At 65.0% G+C, this 16,588-nt stretch carries 14 protein-coding genes and 1 pseudogene; 8 read left to right on the forward strand and 7 right to left on the reverse strand.

What is annotated here, in order from left to right; all coding sequences use genetic code 11:
* Positions 1-38 precede the first annotated feature (38 nt).
* The 8 genes from AC23D4_RS19715 to AC23D4_RS19750 all read left to right on the forward strand — a co-directional run bounded on the left by AC23D4_RS19715 (position 39) and on the right by AC23D4_RS19750 (position 11,528).
* A complete protein-coding gene (locus tag AC23D4_RS19715) occupies positions 39-2,384 on the forward strand; it encodes an efflux RND transporter permease subunit (protein ID WP_162016934.1) in 2,346 nt (781 codons plus the stop codon).
* A gap of 103 nt (positions 2,385-2,487) precedes the next feature.
* The gene (locus tag AC23D4_RS19720) at positions 2,488-4,113 is read left to right on the forward strand and encodes a methyl-accepting chemotaxis protein (protein WP_472887387.1); all 1,626 of its coding nucleotides are present in this window, start codon (positions 2,488-2,490) and stop codon (positions 4,111-4,113) included.
* Between the two features lie 330 nt (positions 4,114-4,443).
* A complete protein-coding gene (locus AC23D4_RS19725) occupies positions 4,444-5,811 on the forward strand; it encodes an MFS transporter (protein ID WP_472887388.1) in 1,368 nt (455 codons plus the stop codon).
* Between the two features lie 24 nt (positions 5,812-5,835).
* On the forward strand, positions 5,836-7,617 hold the full coding sequence (locus AC23D4_RS19730) for an acyl-CoA dehydrogenase (RefSeq protein WP_472887389.1): 1,782 nt from the start codon (positions 5,836-5,838) through the stop codon (positions 7,615-7,617).
* A gap of 14 nt (positions 7,618-7,631) precedes the next feature.
* Positions 7,632-8,102 (forward strand): MaoC family dehydratase, encoded by a 471-nt coding sequence (locus AC23D4_RS19735; protein WP_472887390.1) that lies wholly within the window; start codon positions 7,632-7,634, stop codon positions 8,100-8,102.
* Between the two features lie 21 nt (positions 8,103-8,123).
* Positions 8,124-8,873, forward strand: coding sequence for an electron transfer flavoprotein subunit beta/FixA family protein (locus AC23D4_RS19740; protein WP_472887391.1), 750 nt, complete (start codon positions 8,124-8,126; stop codon positions 8,871-8,873).
* Positions 8,874-9,806, forward strand: coding sequence for an electron transfer flavoprotein subunit alpha/FixB family protein (locus AC23D4_RS19745; RefSeq protein ID WP_472887392.1), 933 nt, complete (start codon positions 8,874-8,876; stop codon positions 9,804-9,806).
* A gap of 33 nt (positions 9,807-9,839) precedes the next feature.
* Entirely contained in the window at positions 9,840-11,528 is a 1,689-nt protein-coding gene (locus AC23D4_RS19750) for an electron transfer flavoprotein-ubiquinone oxidoreductase (protein ID WP_472887393.1), read from the forward strand.
* A gap of 280 nt (positions 11,529-11,808) precedes the next feature.
* On the opposite strand, the gene AC23D4_RS19755 is transcribed toward AC23D4_RS19750, so the two are convergent.
* The 7 genes and pseudogenes from AC23D4_RS19755 to AC23D4_RS19785 all read right to left on the reverse strand — a co-directional run bounded on the left by AC23D4_RS19755 (position 11,809) and on the right by AC23D4_RS19785 (position 16,577).
* Positions 11,809-11,943 (reverse strand): hypothetical protein, encoded by a 135-nt coding sequence (locus tag AC23D4_RS19755; protein ID WP_472887524.1) that lies wholly within the window; start codon positions 11,941-11,943, stop codon positions 11,809-11,811.
* 24 nt (positions 11,944-11,967) lie between these two features.
* Positions 11,968-12,288: pseudogene (locus AC23D4_RS19760) on the reverse strand (AMP-binding protein); the annotation flags it as partial.
* Between the two features lie 20 nt (positions 12,289-12,308).
* Complete coding sequence (locus AC23D4_RS19765; RefSeq protein WP_472887394.1) at positions 12,309-13,097, reverse strand: enoyl-CoA hydratase/isomerase family protein; 789 nt, start codon at positions 13,095-13,097, stop codon at positions 12,309-12,311.
* A gap of 105 nt (positions 13,098-13,202) precedes the next feature.
* Positions 13,203-14,204, reverse strand: a complete 1,002-nt coding sequence (locus AC23D4_RS19770; RefSeq protein WP_472887395.1) for a branched-chain amino acid ABC transporter permease — start codon at positions 14,202-14,204, stop codon at positions 13,203-13,205.
* Positions 14,205-14,206: 2 nt separating this feature from the next.
* On the reverse strand, positions 14,207-15,079 hold the full coding sequence (locus tag AC23D4_RS19775) for a branched-chain amino acid ABC transporter permease (protein WP_108497940.1): 873 nt from the start codon (positions 15,077-15,079) through the stop codon (positions 14,207-14,209).
* Positions 15,080-15,096: 17 nt separating this feature from the next.
* Positions 15,097-15,813 (reverse strand): ABC transporter ATP-binding protein, encoded by a 717-nt coding sequence (locus tag AC23D4_RS19780; protein ID WP_472887396.1) that lies wholly within the window; start codon positions 15,811-15,813, stop codon positions 15,097-15,099.
* Positions 15,810-16,577: an ABC transporter ATP-binding protein gene (locus tag AC23D4_RS19785; RefSeq protein WP_108497942.1), complete on the reverse strand. Its 768-nt coding sequence runs from the start codon at positions 16,575-16,577 to the stop codon at positions 15,810-15,812. Before AC23D4_RS19785 ends, AC23D4_RS19780 begins: the two co-directional genes overlap by 4 nt.
* Between the last annotated feature and the right edge of the window lie 11 nt (positions 16,578-16,588).

Consider the following 16,588-nt stretch of genomic DNA (forward strand, 5'->3'; position numbering starts at 1 on the left):
TTACATCTCCTTCGCCAACATCCCAGGATCAGACCTCCATGGATCTGGCGCTTTTCAATCCCAAGACCGGCTCGTGGGTGGAGCGTCTGTTGTTCAATCACCGCCCCTTGGTGCTGCTGCTGTGCCTGCTGGTGACTGCCGTGCTGGCCTTTCAGGCGACGCATTTGCGCCTGAATGCCAGTTTTGAAAAGACGATCCCGTCGCACCATCCCTACATCGTCAATTACCTGGCCAACAAGCTGGAGCTCACGGGGCTGGGCGATGCGGTGCGCATTGGCGTGGAGGCCAAGGAGGGATCGATCTACGACCCCGCCTACATGGAGACGCTGCGCAAGATCAACGACGAAGTGCTGTTGTTGCCTGGCGTGGACCGGCCCTACATGCGATCGCTGTGGACCCCCAACGTGCGCTGGTCGGCCGTGACCGAAGATGGGTTGGACGGCGGGCCGGTGATCCCGCAGCAATACGACGAATCACCGCAAAAGGCCGACGAGTTGCGAGCCAACGTTGCGCGTTCGGGTGAAATCGGTCAACTGGTATCGGCCGATGGACGCGCCAGCGCGTTGTTTGTGCCGCTGCTGGCTCGCACGGACGCCGGAGAACTGGACTATGCCGCCCTTGCCAGCGACCTGGAGCGCATCCGCCAGACCTACGACAGTCCGCAGATAGGCATCCACATCACCGGCTATGCCAAGCTCGTGGGTGATTTGGTGGATGGCCTGCGCGAAGTTCTGTTGTATTTCGTGCTGTCCGTGGCCATCACGACCGTTGCGGTGTTCCTCTATACCCACTGCATCCGCAGCACCCTGCTGGTCATGGTCAGTTCGCTGGTGGCGGTGGTGTGGCAGCTTGGGTTACTGTCCGTTCTGGGTCAGCAACTGGACCCGTACTCCATCCTGGTGCCCTTTCTGGTCTTTGCCATCGGCATGAGCCATGGCGCGCAGAAGATGAACGGCATCATGCAGGACATTGGCCGGGGAGCGCACCGGCTGGTGGCTGCGCGCCTGACCTTTCGCCGCCTGTTCCTCACGGGCCTCACGGCCTTGTTGGCGGACGTTGTCGGCTTTGCGGTGCTGCTGGTCATCGACATTCCCGTGATCCGCGAGTTGGCGCAGGCTGCCAGCCTGGGCGTGGGCGTATTGATCTTTACCAACCTGATTCTGCTGCCCATCCTGCTGTCCTATACCGGTGTGAGCGCAAGGGCAGCGGCGCGCAGTCTCAAGGCTGAACAGGCAAGTTCCATCGAACAGGCCGGCTGGCTATGGCGTGCTCTGGGCTTCTTTGCGACACGCAGGGGCGCGATCACAGCACTGTCGTGCGGGGCAGTCCTGGCGGTGGTGGGCTGGCTGGGCTCGCAGCACCTGAAGATTGGCGATCTGGATCCCGGCGCGCCGGAGTTGCGCGCCGACTCGCGGTACAACCGCGACGTCCAGTTCATGACCGAGAAAATCGGTGCCAGCAGCGACCTTTTCGCGGTGATGATCAAGACACCGGACACCCTGTGCAATACCTACGATGTGCTGCAGCGCGTGGATGGGCTGGAGTGGCAACTGCGCCAAATTCCAGAGGTCGAGACCACCAACTCGCTGGCTCTGCTCAACCGCCAGATGATGGTGGGTTTCAGCGAGGGCTATCCCGGCTGGTACGACTTGCCAACGAGCCAGGACATGCTCAACAACATCACCTCGCGCGCGCCACGCGAGTTGTACAACGACAGTTGCAACCTCATCACACTGTATGTGTACTTGAAAGACCACAAGGCCGATACCCTGGATCGTGTTGCCAAGACAGTGGAGGATTTTGCGCAGCGCTACAACGACGAGACGGTCACTTTCCAGCTTGCGGCGGGCAGCGCGGGCATCGAGGCGGCCACCAACCAGGTGGTCCGCAGTGCCTGGTGGCAAATGCTGGCTCTCGTGTACGGCGTGGTGGCGGTGTTGAGCTTCATTGCATTCCGTTCCTGGCGCGCGGTGGTGGTGGCTGTGCTGCCGCTGATGCTGACTTCTGTGTTGGCTGAGGCGCTGATGGCATGGCTGGGCATCGGAGTGAAGGTGGCGACACTGCCCGTGATCGCGCTGGGCGTGGGCATTGGCGTGGACTATGCGCTGTACATCCTGACGGTCATGCTTTCGTGCATGCGCAGTGGTGACTCCCTGGCGGTCGCGTATCACCGCGCGCTGACCTTCACAGGCAAGGTCGTGATTCTCACGGGCGTCACCCTGGCTGCAGGTGTGGCCACCTGGGCTTTCTCGGACATCAAGTTCCAGGGCGACATGGGGATTTTGCTGGCCTTCATGTTCCTGTGGAACATGCTGGGCGCGCTGATACTGCTTCCTGCATTGGGATATTTCATCCTTCCACGGTACAGATCCGATGCGACATGACAGACGGTTGCGTCTGAGTTGCGAGCTCCAGAGCCGGATCCAGCAGTAGCGTTCCATTGTCTATTTTTAGTGCCACGAACTGTGGCGATTTGGGGGACTGTCTATGAGTCAGTTGGCTGCGTGGCTGCCGTCCGTCAATTGGCGGAGCAAGCCGCGCACCTGGAGCAGGAGAGGCGTTGCGGCTGGCCTGGCACTGGGATTCGGGCTGGTGCTGTCATTGCTGATCGGCAGTACTCTCGTCACGTTCTGGCAGATGCACGCCATGCAGCGAGATTCGCGGCTAGCGCTGACGTCCTACACCGACGTCGCAGCCCAGGCGGCCCAGATGCGCAAAAGCATTGACGGCATCTACATCAATGCGCTGTCGGTGATTTTGGCGACCCAGCAGGATGATGCCGAGTTCTATATCCAGGCCGTCCGCCGTGCGCGCGAAGAATACGGCCAGGCCAAGAGCGCATTGTCAGGGGCAACCGGTCGATTTCTTGATGTTCCCGGACTGGCTCAAGTGATGGACAAGGTAGCGGATTCCGAGTCCGCACTGGAGTTTGTCGATCAGGTCCTGACTCGCAAGGCCGTGCTGCCGACGGATGGCAGTGCCGAAATTGATACCGTGCTGGTTGGTGGGTTCACTGCCAACGTGAAAATGAGCTTCGACGAGTGGGCGCGAAGCGTGGACGCTGCCGTGGACGCGAGCACGGCTGCCGGGCGCTCCCGCTATGCCGAGGCTGAGCGAACGGCATCGCTGGCTCGCGTGGTGCAGCTTGGGATTGCCGTGGTGGCAACCCTGATCGGGGTCACTGCGGCGTGGATCATTGCACGCGGTATCGCGAGGCCTTTGAGTAGGGCAGTGTCGATCGCGAAGCGGGTGGCCAGGGGCGACCTCACGGCCAATATCCCCCGAGGCCAGGGGAGCACTGAGATTGTTGCCTTGATGGATGCCTTGGCGCAGATGCAGGCTTCTCTTGGCCGCTTGGTTGGCGACGTGGTCACGAGTGCCGCAGCTATCGAAACAGCTTCGGATGAGGTGGCCGCAGGCAATGCGGATTTATCACGGCGCACCGAAACGGTGGCGAGCCAACTGCAGCTCACTACTGCCTCCATGAACATGCTGTCCAGTGCGGTATCCGATTCGGCATCGTCCGCCCGCCAAGCCGACGAGATGGTCCGCAGTGCCGCTGGCGCGGCCGGGGAGGGCCGTGAGATCGTCGACCAGGTGATGCTGAGCATGCGGGAAATCAACGCGAAGGCACAACGGATCAAGGAGATCATCGGCATCATTGACGGGATCGCCTTTCAGACAAATATCCTGGCCCTCAATGCTGCCGTCGAGGCGGCACGCGCGGGCGAGCAGGGGCGTGGATTCGCTGTGGTGGCGGAAGAGGTTCGGAGTCTGGCTCGCCGCTCGGCATCGGCTGCCGATGACATCAAGAGGTTGATCGATGCTTCCGTCAGCAGTGTGGCGTCTGGGGGGGCGCTGGCGCAGGATGCGGCGTCTCGCATGAACGGCATCGTCGCTTCGGTTCAGGATGTGACCGAGGCCATCCAGTCGATTTCCTGCGTCGCAGTTGCCCAAAAGGACACCGTGCAGGACATCGCGCGCTCGCTCAACGAAATAGAGCAGGCCACCCAGCAGAATGCTGCATTGGTGGAGGAGGAGGCTGCTGTTTCGCGGGCGCTCAATGACCAGTCGCGCCGTTTGGCGCAGTTGGTCGCTACTTTTGAGACATAGCATATCGTCGCCGTCGCGCGGGAAGACAACTGCGCTATTTCGCCAGACGAATTGCCTAGAGTCGTACGGATGAGCACGCACCGGATGCGCTGGGACTCATTACTCCACATTAGCCTGCAGTTCGACATCTCGCGCCTTCTAGGTTCTCCTGCTACGGAGGCCTTGAAAAGTTGTCAGAAAGGGGCCGTTGGTCATTTGATCGGGGTGTTTCGTCATCGCGGCTCGCAGCACCGGAACCTACGATTCCTTGCGTGCTCCGGACGATATGGAGCGGTGCGGCGACGACCGCTGCATCCACGATCCAGGGCCAACCAAATAAAGGAGACAAACATGCACCAGATCGATATGCAGACGCTCGCCGACGAGGCCAAATTCAACGGCTTTCATGTCAAGGTACTTTTGTGGTGCCTGCTGATTCTCATCATCGACGGCTATGACATCGCCGTGGTCGGCATCGCCCTGCCGTCCATCATGCAGCAGATGGGCGTGAACGCATCAACCGCTGGCTTCATGGCCAGCTCGGCCTTGTTCGGCATGATGTTCGGCGCCATGCTTCTGGGCACGCTGTCGGACCGCATCGGCCGACGCTGGGCCCTCTCCATCGGCATCATGCTGTTCAGCGTATTCACTGCAGCCGCTGGGTTCACCAAGGACCCCGTCAGTTTCAGCGTGGTGCGCTTCATCGCGGGCCTGGGGATTGGTGGCGTGCTGCCGGTCATCGTGGCGCAGATGGTCGAGTACTCGCCCAAGAAGATCCGCAGCCTGATGACGGCGCTGATGACCTCGGGCTATGCACTGGGCGGCATCCTGGCCGCAGTGTTGGGCAAGCAGTTGATCGGCGAGTACGGCTGGCAGGCCGTGTTCATCGCAGCGGGGGTGCCCGTGCTGCTGATTCCGTTCGTCCTCAAGTTCGTGCCGGAGTCCATGACCTACCTGATCTCGCGCCAACGCAACGACGAATTGGCCGAAGTGGCCCATAGTCTCCAGCCAGGGGTCAAGTACCTGGCGGGCACGCAGTTTGTCGTGCCCTCTGCCGACCGCGTGGCGGGTGCGCCTGTTGCTCGCCTGTTCCAGGACGGGCGGGGTCTGAGCACGGTGCTGTTCTGGGTCGCCTTCTTCTCGGGCCTGTTTATGGTCTATGCGCTCAGCAGTTGGCTGACCAAGCTGATGGCGATGGCTGGCTACAGCCTGGGGTCTGCCCTCAGCTTCGTCATCGCGCTGAACGTGGGTGCCATCGTCGGTGCCGTGGGCGGCGGGTGGCTCGCCGACAAGTTCAACATCAAGTGGGTGCTGGTGGCGATGTATGCGCTGGGCGGCGTGCTGCTGTACCTGATGACCTTCCAGACCTCGACCGAGGTGCGTTACCTGATCATCGGCGCGGTCGGCGCCTGCACCACCGGCGCGCAACTGGTGGCCTATGCCTTCTGCGGGCAGTTTTACCCGATGTCCATCCGCTCGACCGGTATCGGCATGGCCTCCGGCGTAGGGCGCCTGGGCGCGATCGCTGCGCCGCTGCTGATCGGCCAGATCGTCGCGCTGGAACTGCCGCTGGAGCAGAACTTCGTGGTGATTGGCGGTTTCGGAGTCCTCGGTGCCATCGCCCTGGCGTTCATCAAGCACGGCGGCCCTACGTTGGCGGCTCCGCAAGAGACTGCACGAGAACTGCGTCCGTCGCAGCTGACCCCGGAAAGCGCCTGATTGTCATCACTATGGGAATTCACTATGTCTGTCTACACCGCGCCCTTGCGCGAAATGCTGTTCACGATGAAGGAGGTCGGTGGCCTGGACGCGATCTGCGCCCAGCCCGGCTATGAAGAAACCACGCCCGACCTGGTCGAAGCCATCCTGCAGGAGGCAGCCAATTACGCCGCTGGCGTGCTGGACCCGCTGAACCGCCCCGGCGACGTGCAGGGCGCGCGCTGGCACGATGGCCAGGTCACGCCCGCCGACGGCTTTCGCGACGCCTGGGCCAGCTTCTGCGAGAACGGCTGGAACGGCATGCCCGCTGCTACCGAATGGGGCGGCCAGGGCCTGCCCACGCTGGTGTCCACCGCCGTGCTGGAGATGTGGAAGTCGTCCAACCTCGCGTTCAGCCTGTGCCAGATGCTCACGCTGGGCGCGGTGGAAGCCATTGCGCACCATGGCAGCGACACACTCCAGCGCCGCTTCCTGGCGCCCATGGTCGAAGGCCGCTGGACGGGCACCATGAACCTCACCGAGCCCCAGGCAGGCTCCGACCTGGCCGCGCTGCGCAGCCGCGCCGTACCCGAGGGCGACCACTACCGCGTCAGCGGCAACAAGATCTTCATCACCTGGGGCGAGCACGACATGGCCGAGAACATCGTCCACCTCGTGCTGGCGCGCCTACCCGATGCGCCGCCGGGCGTGAAGGGGATCTCGCTGTTCCTGTGCCCCAAGTACCTGGTCAACGACGACGGCACCCTGGGCGAACACAACGACCTGGCCTGCACTTCCATCGAGCACAAGATGGGCATCCACGGCAGCCCCACGGCGTCGATGAGCTTTGGCGACGGCGGCGGTGCCATCGGCTACCTGGTCGGCGAGCCGAACCAGGGGCTGGCCTGCATGTTCACCATGATGAACCACGCACGGCTGAACGTGGGCCTGGAAGGCGTGGGCATCTCCGAGCGCGCCTACCAACGCGCACGCGCCTATGCGCTGGAGCGGGTGCAGGGCAAGCCGCTGCTCAGTGGCAGCACCGCCATCGCAGGCCACCCGGACGTGCGGCGCATGCTGATGGACATGAAGGCCCGCACCGAGGCCATGCGCGCGCTGGCCTACTTCTGCGCGGGCCAGATGGACCGCGCCGCGGGCCACGCCGACGCGCAGGAGCGCGCGCAGGCGCAGGCCCTGGTCGGCCTGCTGATACCGGTGGTGAAGGGCTGGTGTACCGACAGCGCGCAGGGCATCACGTCCGATGGCGTGCAGGTGCATGGCGGCATGGGCTACGTCGAGGAAACCGGCGCTTCGCAGCACATGCGCGACGCGCGCATCACGACCATCTACGAAGGCACCACGGGCATCCAGGCGAACGATCTGATCGGCCGCAAGCTGGCACGCGAGGGCGGGCGCACGCTGAAGGCGCTGCTGTTCCGCATCGACGGCGATGCGCGCCGACTGGCCGAGGCGCCCGACGCCGTGCTGGCGCAGATCGGCAGTGCCCTGGCGGCTTCGGCCCGTGCGCTGCAAGAGGCGGCCGACTGGCTGCTGGCCCACGACGCTCAACCCGCGCAGTGCGCGGCGGGCGCCGTGCCCTTCCTGCGGCTGGCGGGCACCGTGATCGGCGGCTGGCTGTCGGCGCGCATGGCCGAGGCCGCCACGGCGCAGCTCACGGCGGGTGCGGGCGACGCGGGCTTTCTCGGTGCCAAGCGCGCCACGGCCAGCCATTACGCTGCGCACGTCCTGGTGCAGGCGCCGATGCTGCGCGACATCGTCACGGGCGGTGCTGCCAGCACGCTGGCTCTGGCGGACGATCAACTTTAACGAGAGAAGACAGGATGAACGACCAGAACGGCTACGACGTCGAAGACCTGCAACCGGACATGAGCGCGACGTTCTCAAAGACGATCACCGAAGCAGACATCGTGATGTTCGCGGGCGTTTCCGGCGACACCAACGCGGTGCATCTGAATGAAGAATTCGCCGCCACGACGCGCTTCGGCGGGCGCATCGCGCACGGGTTTCTGACGGCCAGCGTGATTTCCGCAGCGGTCGCCAACCGGCTGCCGGGGCCGGGCACCGTCTACCTGGGACAGCAGTTGCGCTTCAAGGCGCCGGTCAAGCCGGGGGACACGGTGCATGCCACCGTCACCGTGGTGTCGGTGGACCTGGCCAAGGCGCGGGCCGTGCTGTCCACCGTTTGCCGCGTCAAGGACACTGTCGTCATCGAAGGCGAGGCGACGGTGATGATCACCTCCAGCGCGCAGCGTGCCGCGCGTGAACGCCAGGCCGTGCCCCTGGCGGCCTGAATCCCGAAAGGAAGCCCTCCCATGAAAATTCTCGTCCCAGTCAAGCGGGTAGTCGATAAGGACATCAAAGTGCGCGTCAAGAGCGACGGCACGGGCGTGGACATCGCCAACGTGAAGATGAGCATGAACCCCTTCGACGAAATCGCCGTCGAAGAAGCCGTGCGCCTGAAAGAAAAGGGCGCCGTCACCGAAGTCATCGCCGTCTCCTGCGGCGACGCCAAGTGCCAGGAAACCCTGCGCACCGCCATGGCCATTGGTGCCGACCGCGGCATCCTCGTCGAATCCGACGCCGAACTGCAGCCCCTGGCCATCGCCAAACTGCTCAAGGCCCTGGTGGACAAGGAACAGCCCGGCCTCGTCTTCCTGGGCAAACAGGCCATCGACAGCGACGACAACCAGGTCGGCCAGATGCTCGCCGCCCTGACCGATCTGCCCCAGGCCACCTTCGCCAGCAAGGTGGAAGTGGCCGACGGCAAGGCCACCGTCACCCGCGAAGTGGACAGCGGCCTCGAAACCCTCTCCATCACCCTGCCCGCCGTCGTCACCGCCGACCTGCGCCTGAACGAGCCGCGCTACGTCACCCTGCCCAACATCATGAAGGCCAAGAAGAAGCAGCTTGACACCTTCAAGCCCGAAGACCTGGGCGTGGACGTGGCCCCGCGCCTCAAGACCCTCAAGGTCAGCGAACCGCCCAAGCGCGGCGCAGGCGTGAAGGTGGCCGACGTGGCCGCCCTGGTCGAAAAACTCAAGAACGAAGCGAAGGTGATCTGAATGTCCGTACTCGTCATTGCTGAACACGACAACGCCACCATCAAGGGCGCCACCCTCAACACCGTCACCGCAGCAGCCGCCTGCGGCGGCGACGTGCATGTGCTGGTAGCCGGTGAAGGCGCAGGCGCCGCAGCCGCTGCCGCCGCCCAAATCGCAGGCGTCGCCAAGGTCATCCATGCCGACGGTGCCAGCCTCAAGGACGGCCTGGCAGAAAACCTCGCCGCGCAAGTCCTGGCCATCGCGGGCAACTACAGCCACATCCTGTTCCCCGCCACCGCCAGCGGCAAGAACGTCGCCCCGCGCGTCGCCGCCAAGCTCGACGTGGCCCAGATCAGCGACATCACCAAGGTGGTCGGCGCCGACACCTTCGAGCGCCCCATCTACGCAGGCAACGCCATCGCCACCGTGCAAAGCGGTGATGCCACCAAGGTCATCACCGTGCGCACCACCGGCTTCGACCCGGCAGCAGCCACCGGCGGCAGCGCAGCCGTCGAGACGACAGCCGCCGTCGCCGACGCAGGCAAGAGCAGCTTCGTGGGCCGCGAAGTCAGCAAGAGCGACCGCCCCGAACTCACGGCCGCCAAGATCATCGTCTCCGGCGGCCGCGCCCTGGGCAGCAAGGAAAAGTTCGACGAAGTCATGACCCCCCTGGCTGACAAGCTGGGCGCCGCCATCGGCGCCAGCCGCGCAGCCGTCGATGCGGGCTACGCCCCCAACGACCTGCAAGTGGGTCAGACGGGCAAGATCGTCGCGCCGCAGCTGTACATCGCCGCAGGCATCTCGGGCGCCATCCAGCATCTGGCGGGCATGAAGGACTCCAAGGTGATCGTGGCGATCAACAAGGACCCCGAGGCGCCGATCTTCAGCGTGGCCGACTACGGGCTGGAGGCCGACCTGTTCGCGGCCGTGCCGGAACTGGTCAAGGCGCTGTAAGAGGCCCCGCCACCGTGGCTCTGGAGCATGGACATGGCTGAACACACCACCGACGCATACGGCCCGCGCGAATCCATGGAATACGACGTGGTCGTGGTCGGAGGCGGCCCGGCGGGCCTGTCCACCGCCAACCGCCTCAAGCAACTGGCGGCAGAAAAAGGCCAGGACGTGTCCGTGGTGGTGCTGGAAAAAGGCTCCGAGCCCGGCGCGCACATCCTCTCGGGCGCCATCATGGACCCCAAGGCGCTGACCGAACTCATCCCCGACTGGAAGGCCAAGGGAGCGCCGTTGAACCAGCCCGTCACAGACGATGCCTACATCTTCCTGTCCGAGAAGTCCGGCTTTCGCGTCCCCAACGTCTTCCTGCCCCCCTTCGCGCACAACCACGGCAACTACATCGTGCGCCTGGGCGACGTGACCAAGTGGCTGGGCGAGCAGGCCGAGGCGCTGGGCGTGGAAATCTTCCCCGGCTTTGCCGCCGCCGAGGTGCTGTACAACGATGACGGCTCCGTGAAGGGCGTTGCCACCGGCAACATGGGCATCGGCAAGGACGGTGAGCCGACCGAGAACTTCCAGCTGGGCATGGAACTGCTGGGCAAGTACACCGTGTTCGCCGAAGGCGCACGCGGCCACCTGGGCCGCCAGCTGATCGCCAAGTACCACCTGGATGAAGGCCGCGACCCGCAGAGCTTCGGCATCGGCGTCAAGGAGTTGTGGGAAATCGACCCCAAGAAGCACCAGCCCGGCTTCGTGATGCACACCGCGGGCTGGCCCATGGAGAACGACACCTACGGCGGCGCCTTCCTGTACCACCTGGACGACAACAAGGTGGCCCTGGGCTTCGTCACCGGCCTGGGCTACCAGAACCCGTACCTGAGCCCGTTCGAGGAGTTCCAGCGCTGGAAGACGCACCCGAACGTGCGCTACTACTTCGAGAACGACCAGGGCGAGATCACGGCCAAGCGCCTGTCCTACGGCGCACGCGCCATCAACGCCAGCGGCATCAATGCGCTGCCCAAGACCATCTTCCCGGGCGGCGCGCTCGTGGGCTGCGATGCGGGTTACCTGAACGTGGGCCGCATCAAGGGCAGCCATGCCGCCATCAAGACCGGCATGCTGGCGGCGGATGCCATCTACGACGCCGTCACCGCAGGCCGCCAGCACGACGAACTCAAGGCGTACCCCGAGGCTTTCGAGAAGAGCTGGCTCTACACCGAGCTGAACAAGGACCGCAACTTCAAGAACTGGTTCAAGTACGGCCTGACCACGGCCACGCTGATGAACGGCTTTGAACAGTTCGTGCTGCGCGGCCACATCCCCTGGACACTGCACCGCGACAAGGCCGACCACCAGTACCTCAAGCCTGCGGCGGAGTGCAAGCCCATCGTGTACCCCAAGCCCGATGGCAAGCTGACCTTCGACCGGCTGTCGAGCGTGTTCATCAGCAACACCAACCACGAAGAGAACCAGCCCGCGCACCTGACGCTCAAGGATGCGAGCGTGCCGGTGAGCATCAATCTGGCCAAGTACGCAGGTCCCGAAAGCCGCTACTGCCCGGCGGGTGTGTACGAGTTCGTGAAGAACGACGACAACACCGAGCGGCTGCAGATCAACGCGCAGAACTGCGTGCATTGCAAGACCTGCGACATCAAGGACCCGACGCAGAACATCGTGTGGGTGACGCCTGAGGGCGGGGGCGGGCCGAATTACGCGGGGATGTGAGCGGCTGCACTTCGCTACGGATTCAGTAGCTGCCAGCGCAGGACCCATAAGCGCGGGAAGGCAATTGAACCTAAAAACCGCAGTTACCCGTCCCCTGCGAGCGCCGTTGGAGGCGGCTGCGGGCCGCTGCCCGGTGCGATGCGCTCGCTGACGTAGCGCACCAATGCAGCCCAGGGGTCGCTGCCCCTGAACTGTTCCGCAATTGCCCGAACATGGCGTAAAGCCGCGCCCACATTGGCGATCAGCCGTTTGAGCAGCTTGCGCTGGGCATGCATGGGCGTCAGGTACAGGGCCGTCGCGCCTGCAAGCGTGCGGGCTGAACCTGGCGTGCGTCGGCCGTGCCGCGCGGTTGCTCGACCAGTTCGTTGCATTGCGCCAAGCCTGTGGCGCCCAGGGGGTGGGCCTTGGAGAGCAGGCCGCCGGAAGGGTTGGCGACGACCTTGCCGCCGTAGCGGTAGCCGTCAACGGCCAGCAAGACCTTGGGCGCTATCTGCTGGACCCGATCCAGCGCGCTGTGCGTGCCCATGTCCGGGGAACACACCGACCAGATCGCGCCGATGCTGGCGCAAGCCAGGAAGGCCACGATGGTTTCGGGAATATTGGGCAGGTAAGCCACCACCCGATCACCTTCGACGACGCCCATCCGGCGCAGCCCCGCAGCCATGGCCGCGACCTGGCGGCGCAACTCGTCCCAGGACACGGCGTCCAGTCCGTCCCGTGCCTCAGAGCGCGCGAGGATGGCTGGCTTACCAGGACGATGCTGCGTGTGATTCATACCGGTCAGCGCCCGATAAACTGCGGCGTCCGTTTTTCGACGAAGGCGCGAACCGCCTCCAGAGAATCTGCGGTTTTTGAGGCCCGGTTCATCTCGGCCGCCTCCAGCCTCAAGGAGGCCGCCAAATCACCCTGGAAGGCCGCGAGTTGCAGGCGCTTGGCGCCCGCATAACCTTGCGTCGGGCCGGCCGAGAATTGCATCGCCATGCGCCGCGCTTCCTCCAGCAGGCTCTCGCCGGGAACCACTTTCTCGACCAATCCCCAGGCCAGGGCTTCGTCCGAAGTTACCGCGCGATTAGTCAGGATCATGTCGCGTGCGCGCCGCCCGCCCACTGCGCGCGGCAGGAGCCAGCTGATGCCAAGATCCCCTGGGTATCCAAGGCCGGTATGGGCCGCCACAAACTTCGTTCCATGGGCGGCAATCAGGTAGTCAGACGCCAAGGCCAGCGCGAGACCGCCCCCGGCGACCGCGCCTTGTACGGCGCAGACCACCGGGAACGGCAGGCTCGCGAATTGGGGAATCATGCTTTCGGCCACACTCAACTCGTCATCGACCAGGGTGGACAACGCATCGCCTGCGGCCACCATTTCGTCGATGTCGCCGCCGCAACTGAACATCCGGCCCTCGCCGCGCAGCAGCAACGCCCGAATCGAGCCATCGCGTTCGACATCCGCAATGACGCCAGCGAGCAGGTTGATGACCGACCGGCTCAGCGCATTTTTTTTCTCGGGCGCATTGAGGGTGATGATCGCAACAGCGCCATCCTTTTCGAGCAGGATCGGATTTCCAGACATGTTGACGTTCCTTGATGGGTCAGGATTTCAGGCGCCAGCGCGGCGGCCGAAGCGGTGTTGACAGCGGCGCCGTGGTCGCCGCCAACACTTGGAAAGCGCTTACGGCTAGGCGGATGAAGAAGAACTTGCTCTGCTGCGCCAAAGGGCCGCAATCCAGCCGCTCACACCATTAGGTGCCAGGAAGACCACCGCGAGCAGCGCGAAGCCAAAAATCATCCACGGGGCGGATTGCGACACGCTCTCGGCCAGGTTGGGCGTGAGCACGATGAAGGCAGCACCCAGGAAGGCGCCCCACAGGCTGCGCACCCCACCCACGAAGCTGCCCACCAGCAGGGACACCGACAGCAGGAAGGGGAAGTTCTCGGGCGCGACGAACTGGCCTGCCACCACGCTCAGGGCACCGGCCAGGCCGGTGAACGCCGCGCTGAGGCCGAACATTTGCGTGCGCAGGGCAGTGATGTTGAGCCCGCCCGCCGCCGCCGCGAGTGGCTGGTCGCGCGAGGCGTCCACCAGGCGGCCGAACTGTGCGCCGAGGATCCGCCGCGCCAGCAGGAAGGCGCACAGCGCGCAGGCCGCGGCGCAGGCCATGATGGCCCAGTCCGCCCGGTCGGCCAGCATGCCTGGGAACACGGGCTTTTCCAGCACGATGCCCGCCACGCCGCCGGTCAGCCACTCGATCTTCTTCCACTTGAGCGCCTGCGGCGTGACCACCGCCACCGCGAAGGTGGACAGCGCCAAATAGAGCATGGGCAGCCGCAGCGCAGGAAAGCCGAAGAGGAAGCCGGCCCCGAAGCACAGCAGCGCCGCCACCGGCACGCCCACGTAGAACGGCCAGCCCAACTGGTGCGAGAGCACCGCCGCCGCATAGGCGCCGATGGCGAAGAAGGCGCTGTGGCCGAGCGAGATCTGGCCCGTGTACCCGGTGAGCAGGTTCAGGCCCATGATGGCGATGCCGTAGATCAGTACCTGGGTCATCACGTACAGCGGGTAGCTTTGCCAGCCGAAGGACCAGGCCAGCAGCGCGAGTCCGGCCACCGGGGCCGCCCAGCGCAGCCAGGCGGGCGTTGGCGCCGAGCGGGGGGTGAGGGGGGTGTTCACGGTGCTCATGCTCACACCCTCACCTGGGCCGTCTTGCCGAAGATGCCCGCAGGCCGCAAGACCAGCATCGCGATGATCAGCAGCATGATGCAGGTCAGCTTGAGGTCGTTGCCGACCACGTAGGCACCCAGCAGGTTCTCCAGCACCCCGATGGCAAAGCCCCCGGCCACGGCGCCCACGGGGCTGGCGATGCCGCCCAGCAGCGCGCCCGCCAATGCGTAGATCAGCGGCCCCATCATCATCGACGGCTCCAGGAACACGATGGGCGCGGCCATCAGCCCCGCCACGGCACCAGCCACCGCAGCCAGGCCCCAGCCCACGGCCAGCACTTTGTTGGTGCTGATGCCCGACAGTTCCGCCGACGGCGCATTCACCGCCACCGCGCGCATCGCCAGGCCGAAGCGCGTGAAGCGGAAGAACACGAACACCGCCGCCAGTTCGGCCAGGGTGACGAGCAGAACGCCGACCTCATGGGCCGAGAGATAGGGCTCGGCACGGCCAAGGACACCGCCGAAAGGCGTGGCGAACTCCAGCATTTCATGCCCGAACAGCCAGCCGACCAGGCTGTTCAAGATGATGAGCAGCGCGATGCTGGCCGCCACGACCGAGAGCACCGGCTTGTGCCGCAGGGGCTGGAAGATGACCCGCTCCAGCGCCAGCCCGAGCAGGAAGGCACCCACGACCACGACGGCGAAGGCTACCCACCACGACGCGCCAGCCTGAACCAGCGCCCAGCTCATGTAGGTGGAAAACATCGCCAGTTCGCCCTGCGCGAAATTGACGGACGAAGTGCAGCGGTAGATGAGCACGAGCGCGATGGCCAAGCTGGCATAGATGCCGCCCGCCGCCAGGCCCGAAGCTATCTGGTGAAGAAATGCTTGCATGGTGAACCTTTGTTTGTTCAGTGGCCGAGGTAGCTGCGGCGCACGGCGTCGTCTTCGCGCAGCTCGGCAGCGGTGCCCTGGGCGGTGATGCGTCCGCTTTCGAGCACATAGGCCCGGTTGACCAGGTTCAGCGCAACCTGGGCGTTCTGCTCCACGATGAGGGCCGTGAGGTGCTCGGTTTCGCGCAACTGGTGCAGGAGTTCGTAGATCTCCTGCGTCACGCGCGGCGCGATGCCGAACGAGGGCTCGTCCAGCAGCAGCATCTTGGGGCGCATCATCAGCGCGCGGGCGATGGCCAGCATCTGCTGTTCGCCGCCGCTGAGGGTGCCCGCCGCCTGCTTCGCGCGGCTGGACAGCTTGGGGAACAGCGTCTGCATGCGGGCGATGTCCTGCTCGATGCCGTCCTTGTCGCGGCGATGGATCGCACCAACGCGCAGGTTCTCCAGCACCGTCAGGTCCCCAAAGGTGCCGCGCCCCTCCGGCACGTGCGCGATGCCCAGCGAGGCGATGGCAGGTGCAGGCATGTCGATGATGTCCTGGCCCTCGAAGCGCAGCGTGCCCGTGGCCGTCACCTGCTGGTGGCTGATGGCGCGCAGGATGGAGGTCTTGCCCGCGCCGTTGGCGCCGAGCAGCGCCACCATTTCGCCCGCCTGAACGTGCAGGTCGATGCCATGCACCACCGCCGTGCGGCCATAGGCCACCGCGAGGTTGCGGATTTCAAGCCGTTGGGTCACAGCACACCTCCCAGATAGGCATCGAGCACGGCGTCGTTGTTGGCCACCTCCTCGGGCGAGCCCTGGGCGAGCTTGCGGCCAAAGCTCAGCACCGCGAGGTCGGAGCAGGTTTTCATCACGAAGCGCATGTTGTGCTCCACGACCACCATGCTCAACTTCAACTCTTCATGCAGGCGCAGCAGCACCTCGCGCAGTTCATCGACCTCGCCAGCGGTGAGGCCAGCGGCAGGTTCGTCGAGCAGCAGCAGCTTGGGTCGCGTCACCAACGCCCGCGCGATTTCCACGCGGTGCTGGATGCCCACAGGCAGCTCCGCCACGCCCCGGTCGGCATACGCGGACAGCCGCAGCGTGGCCAGCGCCGCGTCAGCCGAGTGCGCGATTTCTTCCTCGGCGGCGCGGACGGCGGGCGTGCGCAGCGCGGCGCCCAGCATCGACACCGGCAGCCGCGCATGCGCGCCCACCATCACGTTCTCGCGCACCGTGAGCGAGGGGTAGAGCGCCACGTTCTGGAACGTGCGGCTCAGGCCCAGCCGGGCGACGCCGTGGCGCGGCAGGCGCGTCAGTTCGGTGCCTGCGAAGCGCACGCTGCCGTGTGTGGGCCGGTACAGGCCGCTGATGCAGTTGAAGCAGGTCGTCTTGCCAGCACCGTTCGGCCCGATCAGGCCGAAGATGCTGCCCTCGGGCACGTCCATCGAGAAGGCGTCCAGCGCGACGACACCGCCGAAGCGGATCGTCAGGTCGCGTACGGAAAGGATCGGTTCCATCGCTGCGTTCG

The sequence above is a fragment of the Hydrogenophaga sp. L76 genome (assembly GCF_057654755.1).

Coding starts and splice junctions, on each gene's coding strand:
- AC23D4_RS19750 (WP_472887393.1), top strand. CDS start 9,840: ATGGCTGAACACACCACCGACGCATACGGCCCGCGCGAATCCATGGAA.
- AC23D4_RS19785 (WP_108497942.1), bottom strand. CDS start 16,577: ATGGAACCGATCCTTTCCGTACGCGACCTGACGATCCGCTTCGGCGGT.
- AC23D4_RS19735 (WP_472887390.1), top strand. CDS start 7,632: ATGAACGACCAGAACGGCTACGACGTCGAAGACCTGCAACCGGACATG.
- AC23D4_RS19715 (WP_162016934.1), top strand. CDS start 39: ATGGATCTGGCGCTTTTCAATCCCAAGACCGGCTCGTGGGTGGAGCGT.
- AC23D4_RS19740 (WP_472887391.1), top strand. CDS start 8,124: ATGAAAATTCTCGTCCCAGTCAAGCGGGTAGTCGATAAGGACATCAAA.
- AC23D4_RS19725 (WP_472887388.1), top strand. CDS start 4,444: ATGCACCAGATCGATATGCAGACGCTCGCCGACGAGGCCAAATTCAAC.
- AC23D4_RS19745 (WP_472887392.1), top strand. CDS start 8,874: ATGTCCGTACTCGTCATTGCTGAACACGACAACGCCACCATCAAGGGC.
- AC23D4_RS19730 (WP_472887389.1), top strand. CDS start 5,836: ATGTCTGTCTACACCGCGCCCTTGCGCGAAATGCTGTTCACGATGAAG.
- AC23D4_RS19770 (WP_472887395.1), bottom strand. CDS start 14,204: ATGAGCACCGTGAACACCCCCCTCACCCCCCGCTCGGCGCCAACGCCC.
- AC23D4_RS19765 (WP_472887394.1), bottom strand. CDS start 13,097: ATGTCTGGAAATCCGATCCTGCTCGAAAAGGATGGCGCTGTTGCGATC.
- AC23D4_RS19720 (WP_472887387.1), top strand. CDS start 2,488: ATGAGTCAGTTGGCTGCGTGGCTGCCGTCCGTCAATTGGCGGAGCAAG.
- AC23D4_RS19775 (WP_108497940.1), bottom strand. CDS start 15,079: ATGCAAGCATTTCTTCACCAGATAGCTTCGGGCCTGGCGGCGGGCGGC.